The following is a 16,146-nucleotide window of genomic DNA, read 5'->3' as shown; positions in this document are numbered from 1 at the left end:
GTTCAGCCCAATGTCAGAACTGACTATAGTTTTAAAAACGGCTATTTCGCGTTGCTGACTCAATAAGGGTTTGAATGAACAGAATTATCGTAGTATTCGCTTTGCTGGCGCTTGCAGGCTGCTCCTCTACCAGCGCCAAGACCCACGCCAAGCGTGGCGTCAGCGGCATCGAGATCGACTGCTCTGGCTTGGGTAACAAGTGGGAAAAATGCGAAAAACGCGCCGCCCGTGAGTGCAAGATGCAGGGCTATAAGGTCATTACCCGCTCCAGTGATGCGGAGGACGAAGAGGGCGACTACCTGTTCGGCTGGAACCCTGCTGGCGCGGTGACGCGGACCATGTTGGTGATCTGTAAGTAAGGGGTTGACCGCTCGCTGAGCGTGTTTATTCAGCCTCACATAAGTTGATACATGGGCTGTTCAAATTCATCAACTCATGCTAAAACCTTCGGAGCGCTTTTCCTAGCTGCTTGAAAAAGAAGGGAAAAATATGACGAAGTCGGAGTTGATCGAACGAATTGTCACCCATCAAGGGCTGCTCTCATCCAAGGATGTGGAGCTGGCTATCAAGACCATGCTTGAGCAAATGTCCCAATGCCTGGCCACCGGAGATCGCATCGAAATCCGCGGCTTCGGCAGCTTCTCCCTGCACTACCGCGCACCGCGCGTAGGCCGCAACCCAAAAACCGGCCAATCCGTCAGCCTTGACGGCAAATTCGTTCCCCACTTCAAACCGGGCAAGGAATTGCGCGATCGGGTGAACGAAGAAGAGGAAGAAGGCGTCTGAGTGTTTTTGGGGAAGGAGAAGAGTATGCGTGGGGTTAAGCGCGTTGTTGCGGTGTTGATTGCAGTGCTTGCGGCTTTGGTGGTTCTGGCGTTTGTGCTGGAGAACCAGCAGGGCGTGGCGCTGTCATTCCTGGGGTGGAGTACTGCGCAGATGCCGGTGGCGGTGTTTGTGGTGGTGGCTTTGATTTTGGGGATGTTGATTGGGCCGCTGATTGCTATCTTCATCCGCGGTAGAAGAGGTGGGGCGATGAGGGCAGAGCGGGTTTAGAGTGGATTGTCACTAGCTCGTTCACCGGCTTTGTAGGCTGCAGCTTTTACCGCCTGTCAGATAAATATCTTCCACAAAGCTTTTCACGCCGCATTTGATCGGGATGCTGAATCAAGGGAGGGGGCGTGCGTGTCCATTTTATTGAATGGCGTGGGGCTGATTTAGAATTTTTTTCATGTTTGTGTCTGGGAGAGGGGCTAAAGCGATTTTTCTTTCGAATTTTAGGAAAGTTCCTATAGGAATTCAAGACTTGTATTATGGCTGGGAGATGGCAAAATGGAATCTGTTCTCGATAACGGGCATTTTGTGCGCTAAAAATTTGGCAGAGACGCTGAGTTTTTAGCGGTCATCCAACTAAAATAAAAGTACACACACAATCTTGTCTGCATAACGAGCCCGCAGTTTCTCTTTGAAGGCAGGTTTTTGTTGTGAGTAGTAGCTTCCGCGCTCCGCCGGTACCCCCGTCCGACGAAATTGATCTTGCGCAACTCATGCGCGCTGCCTGGCTGCATAAGAAATTAATTTTAGGCGCGTCCATTGTTTTTGGGTTGCTGGCTGGCTTTTATGCCTATTCAGTGGTTCCGGAGTATGAGGTCAGCAGCGTGCTGCGACCTGCTGCGATCAACGAACTCGACGCGCTTAATCGCTCGGAAATTTATCAACTGCCGCCTAGTGCAGCACTCATCAGGGTGGGGGCTTCTCTGGAGTCCTACGACACCCGGTTGGGGTTTTTCCGTTCCAATCCAAAGCTCTTTCAGGCGTTTGAGCGCCCCGGCAGAACGTTGGAGCAAAGCTTCGAAGAGTTTAATCGCAACTCCATTCGTCTTATTCTCACTGATCCAAAAAAGGTAGATGCTCTCAGTTCCTTTATTGGCGTCGAGATGACATACCCGCAGGGGGTTGATGGTGTCGCGATTATCAACGGGTTTGTTGATTACGCCATCGCCACTGAGCGAGACCAAATTGCTGGCGATCTGCGTGTAATCGTTAAAAATCGCTTGAGTGAGCTCAAGGGCAAGTTGGAGGCTGCTCGTTCCAGTTACCAAATTGGAAAAGAGGCCAAGATTGCGGCTTTGCGAGAGACTGATAATTTGCGCCGCGCGCAATTGCAGGATGAGCTCAAGGCTTTGCGTGCGCAGCTAAAGGCGTTGCGTGGGGATCGTATCGCACAGCTTACGGAGGCGATCGGCATTGCCAAGTCACTTGGGATACGCAAGCCTACTACGCCCTCATCGCTTGGCGACTCGGATCGAGCCAGTTCGACTGGGACCATGCGTACTGAAATCAATAATCAGCAGATTCCGTTGTACTTCATGGGTGTCGAAGCTCTCGAGGCTGAGCGCTCAGCGTTGGCGCAGCGTAAGTCTGATGATTTTACCGATGGTCGAATTGCCCAGATCGCAAAAGAGCTTCAACTGCTGCAGGCTAACCGCGAGGCAGAAGTATTGGGCCGGCGCGATAATGAAGATATTTTTCTAGGTGGTGTGGAGTCTCTCAGGGCCGAAGAGGCCCGCCTGTCCGCACTCAGTATCGACATAAGCCGGCTCAAGCTGGTGACGGTGGATAAACGAGCACTGGAGCCTTTGGCGCCAATTCGGCCTAAAAAGACACTGATCATTCTTGCAGGCCTGGCACTTGGCCTCCTGTTAGGATTGGTAGTAGTGTTGGGCCGTTATCTTTTCGAAACCTCAGGGATTAACTCGCGGAATAGGCTGCGTGCGTCAAGCTCACTTGCGGGCGCCCAACTGTCGATTGCGAGCCGAGAAAAATAGTGCCGTAAGCACTGTAGAGAGGGGCGAGCAATGCCAGGCATTAAAGTCACTGAGCAATTGTGAGGGTGAGAGCGACTTTTTGGTTTGGTTTCGGAACTCGCTCGTTCGCGTCGTATCCAATCCGACAGGCCGAGATCATCGCATTTTGCTCTGTTTCGGGCGCGCTTTACGCTCGCTGGCCTGGCACCGTCCCTGTGCAGGTTTGGTCGGCTCCTGTTTAAGCTTCTATCAAATGGCACCCGATCAGTAAATTTGACTGATTTCTTCACCCGCTACACTGAGTGTTGGTTCAAAATTGGATACCGCTTGCTATCACTCTTGATGTTTAAACGTTGAGAATGGTCAGGGGAATTCTCTAAGCAGTTTTTGAGGGAGCGAGAATGGTGTCGAATTTGGTGCCTGTGAAGTTTATCTGGCTGGCGACGCTTGTGGAGTGGCCGATCGTCACTCAAAGGTCGGGCACTCATAATGTCTGATGTGATCGCGCGTGCTGGGGCCTCTGAGGCTGCCCGGGCGCTATTCTGGGATGTTTTCTTTTCCTCTCGTGGCCGTGGGGTTAGCTTGCAGGTCCATTTTCCTTGGTTGGAAAATGATCGGGAAGTGACTTGCCTTGAAATCAGAGACCCCTCCAACCTGGAGTCTGCCATAGCCGCTCTGATTATCAGGGTAATTGAGCTACCCACCGGTGAGTCGGTAGGACTGATCGGCTTAGTCTGCGTACATGAGGAGTGGAGGGGGGCAGGCTTGAGTGTTGAATTGATGTCGGCTGCGATGGACCATGCTATGCATAATGGTCTATCCGCATTGGTGCTCTGGACTCAGAAACCAGGCATCTACGACCGGCATGGCTTCCGTTTTGACGAGCAAGACTCAATAGGGTCGATCTATCTCCCTAGCGAGTGTGCTGAAAATATTGAATACGTAACGAGCGACTGGCCTGGCTCGGATAAGCACGACCGAGAACGTGGTCTTCCGCCGTTTGCTTTACATGGGAAACGGATTAAAAGCGAATGCGCTGAGTTGATTCTTTTAGGCGGAGCAAATCGCGTAACCTTGGCCGAGTGGCAAGGGGAGGACTCGCAGGTGGCGAGTTTGATCCAGGCTGTTATAGCAGAGCCTTGGGTCATCAATGTCTGCGCACAGAGTACATTGGTGGCGGAGTTGACTAAAAGAGGCTTCAGAGTTGATCTTGTGCCGGGAGCGGTTCGAATGATCAAGTGGTTAACAAGCCGTCCCTTGAAAGTGCACCCTATTAAACTTATTGATCGGATCTAAATGAATGTCTAGTAGTCTTCCAATGTTACCTATTGTTAAGGTCGCAATGCCTCCCAAAGAGGTACTGATGCCCGCCTTGGAAGCGGTGCTCTATAGCGGAATGATTGGAGAGGGCGAGTTTGTTTATCAATTCGAAGCGGCATTTGCGCAATTGTTTGGTCTCCAGAATGTAGTCGCCACGAGCAGCGGTACGGCCGCCTTGCACTTGGCTATGCTGCTTGGCGGGATCGAGCCTGGGGATGAGGTCATCACCACCTCAATGACGGCTGAGCCGACGAATACGACGATTCTACAAATGGGTGCCAAGCCAATTTTCGCAGACGTTGACAGTCTGACAGGTAATCTTGACCCCTCAGCTGTGGAAGCCCTGATTACAGAGAATACAAAAGCTATTTGTGTTGTCCATTATGCCGGATATCCTGCGCGGTTGACTGAGCTGCGATCCATAGCCGATCGTCACGGGCTTTGTCTGATAGAAGATTGCGCCCATGCACTGGGCGCGTCTTATGGAAATCAGTCCATTGGAACGATTGGTGATTATTCGATCTTCTCCTTTCAGGCGATCAAGCACATGACTACCGTGGACGGCGGTGCCTTGGTGGTGAAGGATGCTGCGAAAATTGCAGAGGCGCGTCGCTTGCGTTGGTTTGGATTGGCCAAGGGCGTTCCTCGCACCGAAGTCGATATAACGCGCGTGGGTTACAAATACAACATGCATAACGTGGCGGCCGTTATCGGGCTCAAGCAACTTGAATATATAACGCCACTGTTGAAGCGGCATCAAGCTAACGGCCGATACCTGGATCAGGCATTACAGAATATCCCTGGACTTCAGCCAGCTAAGTATGAAGCCAATGCACAGTCTGCCTACTGGCTTTATACGCTACTAGCGGATGATTCGGATGATGTTGAGCGTATCTTGGCTGAAGAGAGCGTAATGGCGTCGAAGTTGCACCGTCCCAATCACTTTCATTCGGTATTCAAAGAGTTCGTGAGGCCGATGCCACAATTGGACGCTTTCTATAAAAAATTGATTCATGTACCTTGCGGTTGGTGGGTCTCGGATGAGGATCGTGAGAAAATTGTTACGGCATTGAAACGCGGCTGATTAGAGATTTGACTATGCTCAACAACGTCCCTCTGTATAACTCGGTCATGCTTCCTGAAATGGAGCAGGCTGCTGTGGAAGTTTTACGTTCCGGGAGAATCGCGGGCGGAGAGTGGGTGGAAAAGTTTGAGTCCGAGTTGGAAAAAATTGCCGGCTTGCCCCATGTAGTTTCTACCATCGATATGACGACGGCTTTATATCTTGCTCTGTATTTGGCTGGTGTAAAGGATGGGGATGAGGTGCTCACCACGGCGTTTGCCTGTCTCTCCACCAACTCAGCAATTGCACAGAGTAAAGCGGTTCCTGTCTGGGTGGATGTTAGCCCGCGCTCGGTTACCATGGACGTTGCAGACCTCGAATCGAAGATCACGCCAAAGACTAGAGCTGTTATTCTATATCATGTTGCTGGCTATCCTGGGCCAGCCCGTGAAATAGCAGAAATATGCAAGAAGCATAATCTTGTCTTGATAGAAGACTGTGATAACGCTTTGTCTGCTATGCACGCTTCGCTACCGGTTGGCGCTTACGGTGACTTTGCCATTTATTCGTTTTATCCAAACCGACAGATCAATACCACTGAAGGTGGCGCGCTGGCATGCCGAAGTATTGACATGGCGAATAGAGCCCGCAAACTACGGCGCTTTGGTATCGACTTCGGCACTTTTCGATCAGCTATTGGCGAGATAAATAGCAGCTCGGATGTGCCAGAAATTGGCTGGAGCATGACGCTGAATAATATGTGCGCGGCGATGGGATATGCTCAAATGACATCCTTGCAGTCCCGGCAGGCAGCTACACAGGCTAATGCCAAAGCGTTGCTGGGGTTAACCAGAGATATAGACGGTTTGACACCTGTGCCTGTATTGGAGGGTGATCAATCCGCCTATTGGGTGTTATTGTTTTTTGTTGAAAATAGAGATGAAGTGATTTGCCGGCTCAAGCAGTCCGGAGTCATGGTTTCAAGTATTCATCAAAGAAACGACACCTACAGTGGGTTTGACGCGGCGCCGCAATATCTGCCGAATACCGATTTCCTTCAGCATCATATAATAGGTGTGCCGTGTGGTTGGTGGCTCGATGAGGATGACCTGCTGACGGTCACAGCGTCTTTGAAGGGTGCGCTGAGAGGCGCTGTGGGTACTATGACCGATTGTGCAAAATGATGAATATGTCCGTTATTAGCAGGATGCTGATGCTGTACGCTGGGCGATCGTCCAGCCTATTGGTAGCTTTTGTTTTTTTACCTATTTATAGCCGTATGCTCGGTGCGAGCCAGTTTGGCAGCATCGCGGTGATTCTGTCCTTTCAAGCCCTTCTGGTGATGATGGACTTGGGGATGTCAACGCTGCTGGGAAGGGAGGTTTCTGTATCGGGCAAAGATAAAGCCCCCTTAATCAAGTTACTTAGAAGTGCGGAGCTTAGTCTCGCCGGATTTTATGGGTTTTTGTTTTTTGTTGCAGTGGGCGTCAAGCTGTTTATTGCTGAGCTGGGCATCAGTTGGGGCGCGATCGCTGCGGTAGTCCTGCTGTTTTGGTTCTTGGTGCTGCAAAATCTTTACTATTCGATGCTGATCGCCAACAGGCAATATATATCGGGTAGCGCTTTGCAGGTGATAGGTGTGTCGCTGAGAGCGGCCTTGACTGTCATTGCAATGTACGTGTTTTCAGCGACTCTGGATGTGTTCATATACACCCAACTGGTAACTACGATTATTCATTGGTGGGTGTCTCGACTGATCTTGATAAAAGATCTGTCGGACACAGCACTCGGGGTCCAGAAGGCTGATTGGCCATCTTTTTCCGAAGCATTCAACCTCACGAAGGCTGGTGGTGCCCTGGTAATCTTCTCTGCGGCGGGTGCCGCGGTGACGCAGCTCGACAAACCAATCATCTCATTTTTTACTTCTGCTGCCAGTGTCGCGCCCTATTACCTCGCCAGCTTGCTTTGCATGGCCCCGATTTCGATTCTCGCAGGGCCAGTCAGCCAGTATTTTCAACCGATCATGCTGCGTACAGCAGCGAGCGGAGTGAGCAGTGACGCACGTAAGATAATTATCAGGTTCACCATCTCGGTCTTCGTAGTGACCGCACTACCGACCTTTGTACTCTGGTGGTTCCGTGAACCTCTCATCACGCTTTGGGTGGGGCCAGGTGCCAATAACGAGCTGATTTCAGCCTATCTCGCGATACTTTTACCCGGTGTTGCGATCGGGGCTTTCGGATTTATCCCTTATAGCCTGTTAATCTATGCCAAAGACTTCAGGTTTCAGGCGACCATGTCAGGCTTATTGACGATCGCCACGCTGGTCATGACGATATTGGCCGCCTCCGCTGGCGACGTAAAAGCAATCTGTTATGTGTACTCGGCCTATCATGCGTCATCGACTATGGTTTCGTGGGGCAGGGCGATGACCCTGCCGGATGTAAAAGGGTACGCGAGAGTTTCGGCGCTATTGGTGTCTTCAGCAGTGCTGTTGTTTGTAGCGGTGGTAGCGCTGCTGTTTTTCTTCTTGGTTTGATTGGTGAAGGTATGTTTGACAATAAGGTTTTGATGATCACCGGTGGCACAGGCTCATTCGGTAATACTGTCCTGAAGCGTTTTCTCGACACTGCGGTTAAGGAGATCATCGTGTTCAGTCGCGATGAGAAGAAGCAGGAAGACATGCGGATTGCACTGAACAATCCCAAGGTGAAATTTCACATTGGCGATGTGAGAAATTACGAGAGCATCAGTCGCGCAATGGCCGGGGTCGATTACGTATTTCATGCTGCCGCACTGAAGCAAGTGCCGTCTTGTGAGTTTTACCCGATGGAAGCTGTATTGACCAATATCATCGGTACAGAGAACGTACTCAATGCGGCGATTGATAACAAAGTACAACGCGTTGTTCTGCTGAGTACAGATAAAGCGGTCTACCCTATCAACGCTATGGGTATTTCCAAGGCGATGGGCGAGAAGGTATTGATCGCAAAGTCGCGGACAGTCCGCGACGGCGGCCCAGTGTTGTGCGCAACCCGTTACGGTAATGTGATGGCCTCGCGTGGCTCGGTCATTCCGTTGTTCGTGGATAAAATCAAAGCGGGTGTCCCTCTGACGGTGACTGATCCGAACATGACCAGGTTCCTCATGAGTCTTGAAGACTCCGTGGACTTGGTATTGCATGCGTTCGAACATGGCGAGCAGGGTGATATCTTCGTGCAAAAAGCGCCGGCCAGTACCATCGGTGATCTGACGAACGCGTTGAAGGAGCTTTTTGATAGCCACGTGCCGGTTAATATTATTGGTACTCGACACGGCGAAAAACTCTATGAGTCTCTGGTGTCTCGAGAAGAAATGGCCAAAGCCAAAGACATGGGGCGTTACTATCGAATTCCAGCGGATAACCGCGACCTAAACTATGATAAGTTTATTATTGAAGGTCAGCCCGAGGCAAACGCAATCGACGACTATACGTCGCATAATACAGAATTGCTGCAGGGCGAAGATATTAAGAAATTGCTCATGACATTGTCCTATATTCAGCACAGCCTTGGTCAATAGTATGAGCATTCTGAGTGTCATTATCCCTACGCATAATCGGGCGCGTTACGCGATTCCGTCCATCCGATCCATATTGGGTTTGTCGGAAGAAGTTCAAGTAGTGGTTTGTGACTCGAGCCCGGTTGACGAAATATCAGAAGCCTTTAAAGGTCTATATCCAGAAACACGCTTGAAGTTGGTTCGTTCGACTGAGGGCATCAGTGTGGTCGATAACTTCAACCTTGGGTTGCAGTCGGCAGATGGTGATTATTTAGTTTTCATCGGCGATGATGATTTCGTCGCGAAGGAAATAATTGATGTTGCCCATTGGGCTAAAAAACACGATGTTGATGCGCTGAAATTCAATTTTCCTGCGTTGTACTACTGGGATGATTTCAAACATTCAACCCGTGGCGATTCTTATTTTGGCACGCTGCACATGAGCCCGTTCACAGGTGATGTGGTTCGACACGACGTCAAAGCGTCGGTCAATTACGCTCTGGATAATTTTGGCGGTGGCGTATTTGGTATGCCGCGAGCGTATGCAGGTATGATTTCAAACACATTGGCCAAGAGGATTGAGGGGAAGTACGGCGCGCTGTTTGGCGGCGTCAGTCCTGATATCTACAGTTCATTGCTGATCGCCACTGAGTCCACCTCGTGCGTGCTGGTCGATTATCCGGTCATCGTACCAGGCGCCTCGGGTCAAAGTACTTCAGGCAAGAGCGTAACGGGCGGGCACTACGGAGCGTTAAGAGATAATGCTCATATTGCGCCGTTCAAAAACTTGGTGTGGGATGCCCGAATACCCGAATTTTATTCGGTTCCCACGGTGTGGTCGTATTCTTTGCTTAAGGCCGTCGAGAGAGTTCAGTCCCAAGGCGGTAAGAGCCTGAATCCGAATTTTGGCAGGTTGTTATTGAAGTGTTTCGTTTACTTTCCAGGCTCGTATAAATATACATTGGCTTCCCTGAAGGCAGCTTGCGCAGAATTTGGTGTTCTGAAGATTACTGCACAGTTAGTATTTTCAGTGTGTTCAGAATTTGTATGGGGCTTGTCAAGGATAATTAACCGGGTTCGTGCACGATACGTCGAGAAGAATGTCGAGGTTTTTGATCAGCTCAACAACACGTTGATCGGCAGCGAAAAACTACGTGAAGTCTTAGATGCGCGCGGCTCGAAGATCAATTTTCCTGAGTCAAATTCGTGAACTTCTGTTACTTCATAATTACGAAGGTGTGAGCCAGAACATGCTGTGTGAAAAGGGCGCCCGTAGCGCCACGTCTGCTAACGTGAGCGTTGTGATTCCTTGTTATCGCTGCAAGGGAACAATTCGGCGTGCGCTTGATTCAGTGTTTGCCCAGACGCTGAGACCGGCCGAGGTATTGCTGGTCGACGACGCAAGTCCGGACGGCACTCTAGACTTTCTTCAGTCATTGGTCACAGAGTACCCGGAGGACTGGGTGCGGGTTTGCGCGTTGGAAAAAAACGCAGGACCCGCAGCGGCTCGCAACACGGCATGGGAAATGGCGTCGCAGCCCTATATTGCGTTTCTAGACTCCGATGATAGTTGGCACCCACAGAAAATCGAGCTTCAGTATGGCTGGATGCTGGAAAATCCAGAGGTGACGCTAACCGGACAGATCTGTGAGACGCTGAGTTCGGAGTCGATGCCGCATCAAGTTTATAACGCTTCGCAGGCAGGATTCTATCAAGTTACCTTCCCGGCTTTATTGAAATCCAATAGATTTTCAACGCCCTCGGTCATGATCAAGAAAGATGTGGCTTTTCGTTTTTCAACGGATAAGAGGTTCTGCGAGGACTACCTGCTGTGGTGCGAGTTGCTGGGTAGTGGCGCTCGCGGCTATTCATTTGAGTTGCCCTTGACGTTTTGCCACAAGCCCATTTATGGGCATGCCGGACTGAGCAGTAATATGTGGGCAATGGAAAAGGGGGAGCTGGATGTCTATGACCATCTTTTTCGTGAGGGTCGAATTGGATCTGTCCGTCGGTGTCTCCTAAAAGGGTGGTCGGTCATGCGTTATATACGCAGAGTGCTTAAGATTAAGTTGGGATCAAGCCTGGGATGATATATCTAATTGGCTGGGGCATACTGTATCTCATGTTTTTCCTGACCGGGTTGGCGGGTAACAGGACGCGCCTGTTTATCGCAATATCTTTGATTGTATTTATGGTGTTTTCGGTCATGCGCGGTGCCGTAGGCACAGACACGGCCAACTACGAGTTGATCGTTGAAGGCTTTTCGGCAGACTATGTCTGGGGTGGCATGGAGCCGGGTTTCGTATTATTGGGTAAAGCGTTATTGTCTGTTTCAGACTCAGGCGTCATCGCAGTGAGGGTGCTCAGCTTTCTGATTTTTGCGATGTTGTTTCTATACTTGGGTCGTGCCGACAAGAACGAACGTTTTTTGCTCATCGCCTATATTTTGCCGACCTTTGTTTATCAGTACAGCATGAACGGGTTACGAATTGGACTGGCGGCAATGTTGCTGTTGCTGGCCACGCAGAACGTGCGTCAGCTTAGGTATAAATCTGGAATGGTGCTGGCGGTATCTGCCCTGTTGTTTCACTACTCGTCTCTGGTGTCGTTGCTGTTTATCTGGGCATCGTGGTCTCGTTGGCTGAAGACAAGTAATGTCTTGGTTGTCCCGTTTGTAGTATGTGCATTGTTGTTTTTACTGAGTTTGAATGGTGACTACTTTCTCGCCAAATTGCTGTCTTATCAGGATTCAGAGTCTCCAAATCCGCTGTCGGGCCTGAGTAAGGTCGGGGTATTATTGCTGTTCGTGGCAGCGTTGTTCTTTTCAAAACTTCCAAATGCGGAAAAAACCAAACTCATAGTGTTAGGCGCTGGTTTCACCATTTCTTTTTGGTTGGTGTCAGCGGTGTCGTATGCCGGTTTGCGATTTTTGGATTTGATATCCTTCGCCTTTCCCGTTGCGATTCTCTTGACCTATAGCCGTCTGGCCTTGAAATTTGACACAACAATCAAACTCGCCTTCATTATGGCGGGCGTTTTGAGCGCGGCGAGTGGCTACAGGAATTTTGTAGCCGAGGAGGGTATTGGGCCCTCTCCGTTCATGCCTTATCATTTTATCGGCTTTCCCAATGGAGATTAGAGAGGCAGCCTCATTCTGCATCTAGTGAACAGCAGCAGAGCGTGTATCTGGCTCTCGATCATTTTATATTCATGCGGTCGTGAAGGGCCGTTGGAGACGAAGTTGTGAAGATATTAGTAACTGGAGGTGCTGGCTACATAGCATCTCATACGGTGGTCGAGTTACTGGGCGTCGGTTGGGACGTTGTCGTGCTTGACAACCTGGCTAATAGCTCCGAGGTCTCCTTGGTTCGGATTGCCCAGATAGCTGGACGCGAGCCATTATTTGTCCTCGGCGACATTCTGGACGAGGCACTCCTCGCGACGCTTTTTCGCGAGCATAAATTCGATGCCGTAATCCATTTTGCTGGGTTGAAAGCTGTTGGGGATAGCGTTAAAGACCCCCTTGCATACTACCAAACCAATGTTGCGGGCAGCCTTTCACTATTTTCTGCCATGGCGGCAGCGGGCGTGTTCAGGCTTGTGTTCAGTTCGTCGGCAACAGTGTATGGCGAGCCAGAAGTCATGCCTATCTCTGAGCAATATCCCGTTGGTGCGCCCAAAAGCCCCTATGGTCGTTCCAAGCTTATCGTTGAGCAGGTACTCGAAGACCTGGTTCGCGCCGATGATCGATGGGCGATAGCGACACTTCGGTACTTCAACCCGGTGGGGGCTCATCCCAGCGGGCTGATTGGGGAAAACCCGAATGGCACGCCTAATAATTTACTGCCGTATATCAGTAAAGTAGTAACCGGTAAGCTGCCCTATTTGTCCATCTACGGTAATGATTATCCAACGTGTGATGGAACGGGCGTGCGCGATTACATTCATGTTGCTGATTTGGCGAACGGCCACATTAGCGCATTGCGGTATATAGCAGAGAAGACTGGGTTACATGCTTGGAACTTAGGCACCGGCGTGGGCTATTCTGTCTTGCAAGTGATCGCTGCATTTGAAAAAGTGTCAGGAGTGGAAGTCCCCCAGAAAATCTGTGAGCGCAGGCCGGGAGATATTGCCGAATGTTGGTCTGACCCCTCGAAGGCGTTGAGAGAACTAGGGTGGCGTGCGGAATTAGACCTTGAGGATATGATGCGGGATACTTGGAGATGGTTACAGAGCAACCCGGATGGATATCAGTCCAAATGAAAATTGCTTTGATAGGAACTACTGCTGCCTGTGTGTTGGGCTTTCGTGCTGATCTAATCCGTGCGATGACGGAGCAAGGCCACGTTGTTTACGCATTCGCTCTGGACTACGACAGTGCAAGTCGCGAGGGCGTCAGGGCGTTGGGCGGCATTCCAATGGATTATCACATTAGCAGGGCAGGATTAAACCCGTTAAATGACCTTGCCTCGACGCTGAAATTATCCAGAATTCTTCGCTCCATCGCGCCAGACATGGTTTTTTCATATTTTGCAAAGCCTGTGATATTCGGTACTTTCGCGGCTGTGTTGGCAGGTGTCAAACGCAGGGTTGGAATGTTGGAAGGCCTCGGCTACGTATTTACGGAGCTCCCTGAGGGGATGGGGTTTAAACGCAAGCTGTTAAAGTGGGTTCAAGTTTCACTTTATCGAATGGCGTTTCCGTTTCTTGAGCAATTGATCCTCTTGAACAAAGATGACCAGATTGACTTGGTTGATAAGTATCGTCTGAAGGTCAATAAGATTTCAGTGCTCGGCGGAATCGGCTTGAAATTGAGTGACTACCCCTATTCCCGACCTCCCGTGTCTCCCGTGAGCTTCATATTTGTCGGGCGACTCTTGGCGGAAAAGGGTGTGCATATATTTATCGAGTCGGCGCGGATTGTGAAAGAACAATTTCCCGAGGCGCGATTCGTGATGCTTGGGGGGATTGACGAGTCGAATCCAGGTGGACTAAAGGCGCACGATTTAGAGCGACTGAAGATGGAAGGCGTGATTGAGCATCCGGGGCACGTGTCTGATGTTGTTGGCTGGGTCTCCGGTGCCAGTGTCTTTGTTCTCCCGTCTTATTATCGTGAAGGCGTCCCCCGGAGCACTCAGGAAGCAATGGCAATTGGCCGTGCGATCCTGACTACGAATGTGCCCGGTTGTAGGGACACTGTGGTGGACGGGGTCAACGGTTACTTGGTTGCACCTTGGTCTGCGGAAGAACTCTCTGACAAGATGATCCATTTCATCAGACACCCAGACGATATAGTCCAAATGGGGTTGGCAAGCCATGCGATGGCGCAGGAGAAATTTGACGCTGGCGTTGTTAATCAGCGTTTGATGACTTATCTCGTTTGAACTTTTTGTATTATAGGTCTGGTGGATTATGGAAGGCACTAAGAAAGTCGTGCTCCTGACGGGCGTTTCCGGCTTTGTGGGGCGGGCGCTTTTGGACTCTCTGGTTGGTAGCGCAAGCTATCAGGTACGCGCCTGCGCTCGCAATATCGGTGTGGCCGAGCACCCTGATGTCGAGTACATCACCATGGGCGATCTGGGTGGTGATGCCCGCTGGGAATCTCTCGCCCAGGATGTTGATGTAGTTGTTCATGCCGCTGCTCGCGTGCATGTGATGAACGATAACAGCGCAGATCCTTTGGCAGAGTTTCGTAAGGTCAACGTGGACGGTACGTTGAACCTGGCGCGCCAAGCTGCGGCTTCCGGGGTGCGGCGCTTCGTATTTATCAGCTCAATCAAGGTAAACGGCGAGTTCACGCTCCCCGGCAGGCCTTTTACGGCAAATGACTCTCCATGCCCGGTAGACCCGTACGGCATTTCCAAGCTGGAAGCCGAAAATGGTTTGTTGGCCCTTTCCAAGAGTACCGGCATGGACATTGTGATCATCAGACCGGTTCTCGTTTACGGGCCAGGTGTGAAGGCGAATTTCCGCAATATGATGGCGTTCCTGGCGAAGGGAGTTTCCATTCCGTTGCCGCTGGGTTCGGTCAATAATAAACGCAGCCTTGTTGCTTTGGACAATTTGGTCGACTTGATCAAAACCTGTATGGTGCATCCTGCCGCAGCCAACCAGATTTTTTTGGTGAGTGATGGCAATGACGTGTCCACCACAGAGCTTTTACGCAAGGTCGCGCATTCGGTTGGAACTAAGGCGGTGTTGGTCCCGTTTCCAGTAAAATTATTGATGTTTTTGGCCACGCTTGTTGGCAAGAAAGGGGTAGCAACCCGACTCTTCGGTTCACTGCAAGTGGACATTTCGAAAAATCATCAGCTATTGGGTTGGTTGCCTCCTGTCACTCTCGATGCGTCCCTCAAAAAAACGGCCAACGCTTATCTCGAGAGTAAATTTGAATGACATTATTTTGGTTGTTTCCTGCCATTTTGATTTTGGCGTTGGTGCTCACAGGAGCGCTGCGCCGCTACGCTCTTAACAACAATCTCATTGATCTTCCGAATGGTCGTAGCTCTCATGTTGTCCCAACTCCGCGGGGAGGGGGGGTAGCGATCGTCTTGAGCTTTCTCGCGTTCCTTCCCGTCCTCTGGATCGGGGATGTACTTTCTTTTGACGCATTCATGGCGCTATTCGGCGCCGGCCTGCTGGTTGCGATCGTCGGTTTCCTCGATGACCATGGGCATATTCCAGCCCGCTGGCGATTATTGAGCCATTTCACCGCTGCTGTCTGGGTGCTGATATGGAGTCACGGCCTACCCCCTGTTGAGGCTTTTGGCTATGTGGTGGATTTAGGTTGGTTCGCCCACATACTGGCTGCGTTTTACCTGGTATGGATGCTCAACCTTTACAATTTCATGGATGGAATTGATGGCCTGGCAAGTGTTGAGGCCATCACCACCTGCTTCGGCGCAGCCTTGCTCTACTGGCTCTGCGCGACGCCCATCATCGCCTGGGTGCCATTGCTTCTTGGTTTTGCGGTGGCTGGCTTCTTGTATTGGAACTTTCCCAAAGCACGAATTTTCATGGGCGATGCTGGCAGCGGCTTCCTTGGCATATCCTTGGGTGTCTTGGCGATACAGGGAGCTTGGATGTCGTTTGACCTTTTCTGGGGGTGGTTGATTCTTCTGGGCGTGTTTATTGTTGATGCCACTTTCACACTGTGTCGGCGTACCCTGCGCGGTGACAAACTATATGAGGCGCATCGCAGCCATGCCTATCAATTCGCCTCACGCGAGTTTAGATCGCATATTCCTGTAACTGTAGCTGTTGCCCTCATTAACATTCTGTGGTTATTGCCTTTAGCTTGCTTGGTCGCGACTAAACAGCTTGATGGCATTGTCGCGTTGATCATCGCGTATACGCCGTTGATATTGTTAGCCTGGAGGTTCAGGGCGGGTGCGTTGGAAGCCAGCGAATAACATTTGT

The 16,146-nt window shown here is 50.7% G+C and carries 16 protein-coding genes; all 16 read left to right on the top strand.

All coding sequences use genetic code 11. The features are described from left to right. The first annotated feature begins 74 nt into the window (after nt 1-74). The 16 genes from AC1RAC_RS05190 (at nt 75) to AC1RAC_RS05115 (ending at nt 16,139) form a co-directional block, all read left to right on the top strand. Complete coding sequence (locus AC1RAC_RS05190; protein WP_034126690.1) at nt 75-359, top strand: lipoprotein; 285 nt, start codon at nt 75-77, stop codon at nt 357-359. A 130-nt stretch (nt 360-489) separates the two neighbouring features. Further along, nucleotides 490-786: an integration host factor subunit beta gene (gene ihfB / locus AC1RAC_RS05185; RefSeq protein ID WP_003189779.1), complete on the top strand. Its 297-nt coding sequence runs from the start codon at nt 490-492 to the stop codon at nt 784-786. A gap of 24 nt (nt 787-810) precedes the next feature. Then, nucleotides 811-1,053 (top strand): LapA family protein, encoded by a 243-nt coding sequence (locus tag AC1RAC_RS05180; RefSeq protein ID WP_054921884.1) that lies wholly within the window; start codon nt 811-813, stop codon nt 1,051-1,053. Nucleotides 1,054-1,481: 428 nt separating this feature from the next. Then, nucleotides 1,482-2,825, top strand: coding sequence for a Wzz/FepE/Etk N-terminal domain-containing protein (locus AC1RAC_RS05175; protein WP_072446741.1), 1,344 nt, complete (start codon nt 1,482-1,484; stop codon nt 2,823-2,825). Nucleotides 2,826-3,293: 468 nt separating this feature from the next. Then, nucleotides 3,294-4,100 (top strand): GNAT family N-acetyltransferase, encoded by an 807-nt coding sequence (locus AC1RAC_RS05170; RefSeq protein WP_054921880.1) that lies wholly within the window; start codon nt 3,294-3,296, stop codon nt 4,098-4,100. A gap of 67 nt (nt 4,101-4,167) precedes the next feature. Further along, on the top strand, nt 4,168-5,208 hold the full coding sequence (locus AC1RAC_RS05165) for a DegT/DnrJ/EryC1/StrS family aminotransferase (RefSeq protein ID WP_198862922.1): 1,041 nt from the start codon (nt 4,168-4,170) through the stop codon (nt 5,206-5,208). A 14-nt stretch (nt 5,209-5,222) separates the two neighbouring features. Continuing rightward, nucleotides 5,223-6,371, top strand: coding sequence for a DegT/DnrJ/EryC1/StrS family aminotransferase (locus AC1RAC_RS05160; protein WP_083544064.1), 1,149 nt, complete (start codon nt 5,223-5,225; stop codon nt 6,369-6,371). Further along, complete coding sequence (locus AC1RAC_RS05155) at nt 6,371-7,726, top strand: oligosaccharide flippase family protein (protein WP_072446737.1); 1,356 nt, start codon at nt 6,371-6,373, stop codon at nt 7,724-7,726. The genes AC1RAC_RS05160 and AC1RAC_RS05155 overlap by 1 nt, the downstream gene beginning before the upstream one ends. Nucleotides 7,727-7,737: 11 nt before the next feature. Continuing rightward, nucleotides 7,738-8,748, top strand: coding sequence for a polysaccharide biosynthesis protein (locus tag AC1RAC_RS05150; RefSeq protein ID WP_197882943.1), 1,011 nt, complete (start codon nt 7,738-7,740; stop codon nt 8,746-8,748). Between the two features lies 1 nt (nt 8,749). Next, nucleotides 8,750-9,937 carry a glycosyltransferase family 2 protein gene (locus AC1RAC_RS05145; protein ID WP_492616328.1) on the top strand — a complete coding sequence of 396 codons (1,188 nt, stop codon included), beginning with the start codon at nt 8,750-8,752 and terminating at the stop codon, nt 9,935-9,937. After that, on the top strand, nt 9,894-10,817 hold the full coding sequence (locus tag AC1RAC_RS05140) for a glycosyltransferase family 2 protein (RefSeq protein ID WP_082430495.1): 924 nt from the start codon (nt 9,894-9,896) through the stop codon (nt 10,815-10,817). Before AC1RAC_RS05145 ends, AC1RAC_RS05140 begins: the two co-directional genes overlap by 44 nt. A gap of 32 nt (nt 10,818-10,849) precedes the next feature. After that, nucleotides 10,850-11,866: an EpsG family protein gene (locus AC1RAC_RS05135; RefSeq protein WP_172415457.1), complete on the top strand. Its 1,017-nt coding sequence runs from the start codon at nt 10,850-10,852 to the stop codon at nt 11,864-11,866. A gap of 104 nt (nt 11,867-11,970) precedes the next feature. Then, nucleotides 11,971-12,990 (top strand): UDP-glucose 4-epimerase GalE, encoded by a 1,020-nt coding sequence (gene galE, locus AC1RAC_RS05130; protein WP_072446731.1) that lies wholly within the window; start codon nt 11,971-11,973, stop codon nt 12,988-12,990. Beyond that, nucleotides 12,987-14,111 carry a glycosyltransferase family 4 protein gene (locus AC1RAC_RS05125; protein WP_054921858.1) on the top strand — a complete coding sequence of 375 codons (1,125 nt, stop codon included), beginning with the start codon at nt 12,987-12,989 and terminating at the stop codon, nt 14,109-14,111. The genes galE and AC1RAC_RS05125 overlap by 4 nt, the downstream gene beginning before the upstream one ends. A 28-nt stretch (nt 14,112-14,139) precedes the next feature. Then, entirely contained in the window at nt 14,140-15,123 is a 984-nt protein-coding gene (locus AC1RAC_RS05120; protein WP_072446729.1) for a UDP-glucose 4-epimerase family protein, read from the top strand. After that, a complete protein-coding gene (locus tag AC1RAC_RS05115; RefSeq protein WP_072446727.1) occupies nt 15,120-16,139 on the top strand; it encodes an MraY family glycosyltransferase in 1,020 nt (339 codons plus the stop codon). Before AC1RAC_RS05120 ends, AC1RAC_RS05115 begins: the two co-directional genes overlap by 4 nt. Nucleotides 16,140-16,146: the final 7 nt, after the last annotated feature.

The sequence above is a fragment of the Pseudomonas sp. GW823-FHT02F05 genome (assembly GCF_058797315.1).
The sequence above is the reverse complement of the archived record's forward strand: the minus strand, read 5'-3'. Positions and strand labels throughout refer to the sequence as shown.

Bases quoted from the DNA above. Each gene is read 5' to 3' on its own strand.
- AC1RAC_RS05145 (WP_492616328.1), top strand. From the start codon at position 8,750: ATGAGCATTCTGAGTGTCATTATCCCTACGCATAATCGGGCGCGTTAC.
- AC1RAC_RS05190 (WP_034126690.1), top strand. From the start codon at position 75: ATGAACAGAATTATCGTAGTATTCGCTTTGCTGGCGCTTGCAGGCTGC.
- AC1RAC_RS05115 (WP_072446727.1), top strand. From the start codon at position 15,120: ATGACATTATTTTGGTTGTTTCCTGCCATTTTGATTTTGGCGTTGGTG.
- AC1RAC_RS05150 (WP_197882943.1), top strand. From the start codon at position 7,738: ATGTTTGACAATAAGGTTTTGATGATCACCGGTGGCACAGGCTCATTC.
- AC1RAC_RS05160 (WP_083544064.1), top strand. From the start codon at position 5,223: ATGCTCAACAACGTCCCTCTGTATAACTCGGTCATGCTTCCTGAAATG.
- AC1RAC_RS05125 (WP_054921858.1), top strand. From the start codon at position 12,987: ATGAAAATTGCTTTGATAGGAACTACTGCTGCCTGTGTGTTGGGCTTT.
- AC1RAC_RS05120 (WP_072446729.1), top strand. From the start codon at position 14,140: ATGGAAGGCACTAAGAAAGTCGTGCTCCTGACGGGCGTTTCCGGCTTT.
- AC1RAC_RS05180 (WP_054921884.1), top strand. From the start codon at position 811: ATGCGTGGGGTTAAGCGCGTTGTTGCGGTGTTGATTGCAGTGCTTGCG.
- ihfB (WP_003189779.1), top strand. From the start codon at position 490: ATGACGAAGTCGGAGTTGATCGAACGAATTGTCACCCATCAAGGGCTG.
- AC1RAC_RS05170 (WP_054921880.1), top strand. From the start codon at position 3,294: ATGTCTGATGTGATCGCGCGTGCTGGGGCCTCTGAGGCTGCCCGGGCG.
- AC1RAC_RS05135 (WP_172415457.1), top strand. From the start codon at position 10,850: ATGTTTTTCCTGACCGGGTTGGCGGGTAACAGGACGCGCCTGTTTATC.
- AC1RAC_RS05140 (WP_082430495.1), top strand. From the start codon at position 9,894: ATGCGCGCGGCTCGAAGATCAATTTTCCTGAGTCAAATTCGTGAACTT.
- AC1RAC_RS05155 (WP_072446737.1), top strand. From the start codon at position 6,371: ATGAATATGTCCGTTATTAGCAGGATGCTGATGCTGTACGCTGGGCGA.
- AC1RAC_RS05165 (WP_198862922.1), top strand. From the start codon at position 4,168: ATGCCCGCCTTGGAAGCGGTGCTCTATAGCGGAATGATTGGAGAGGGC.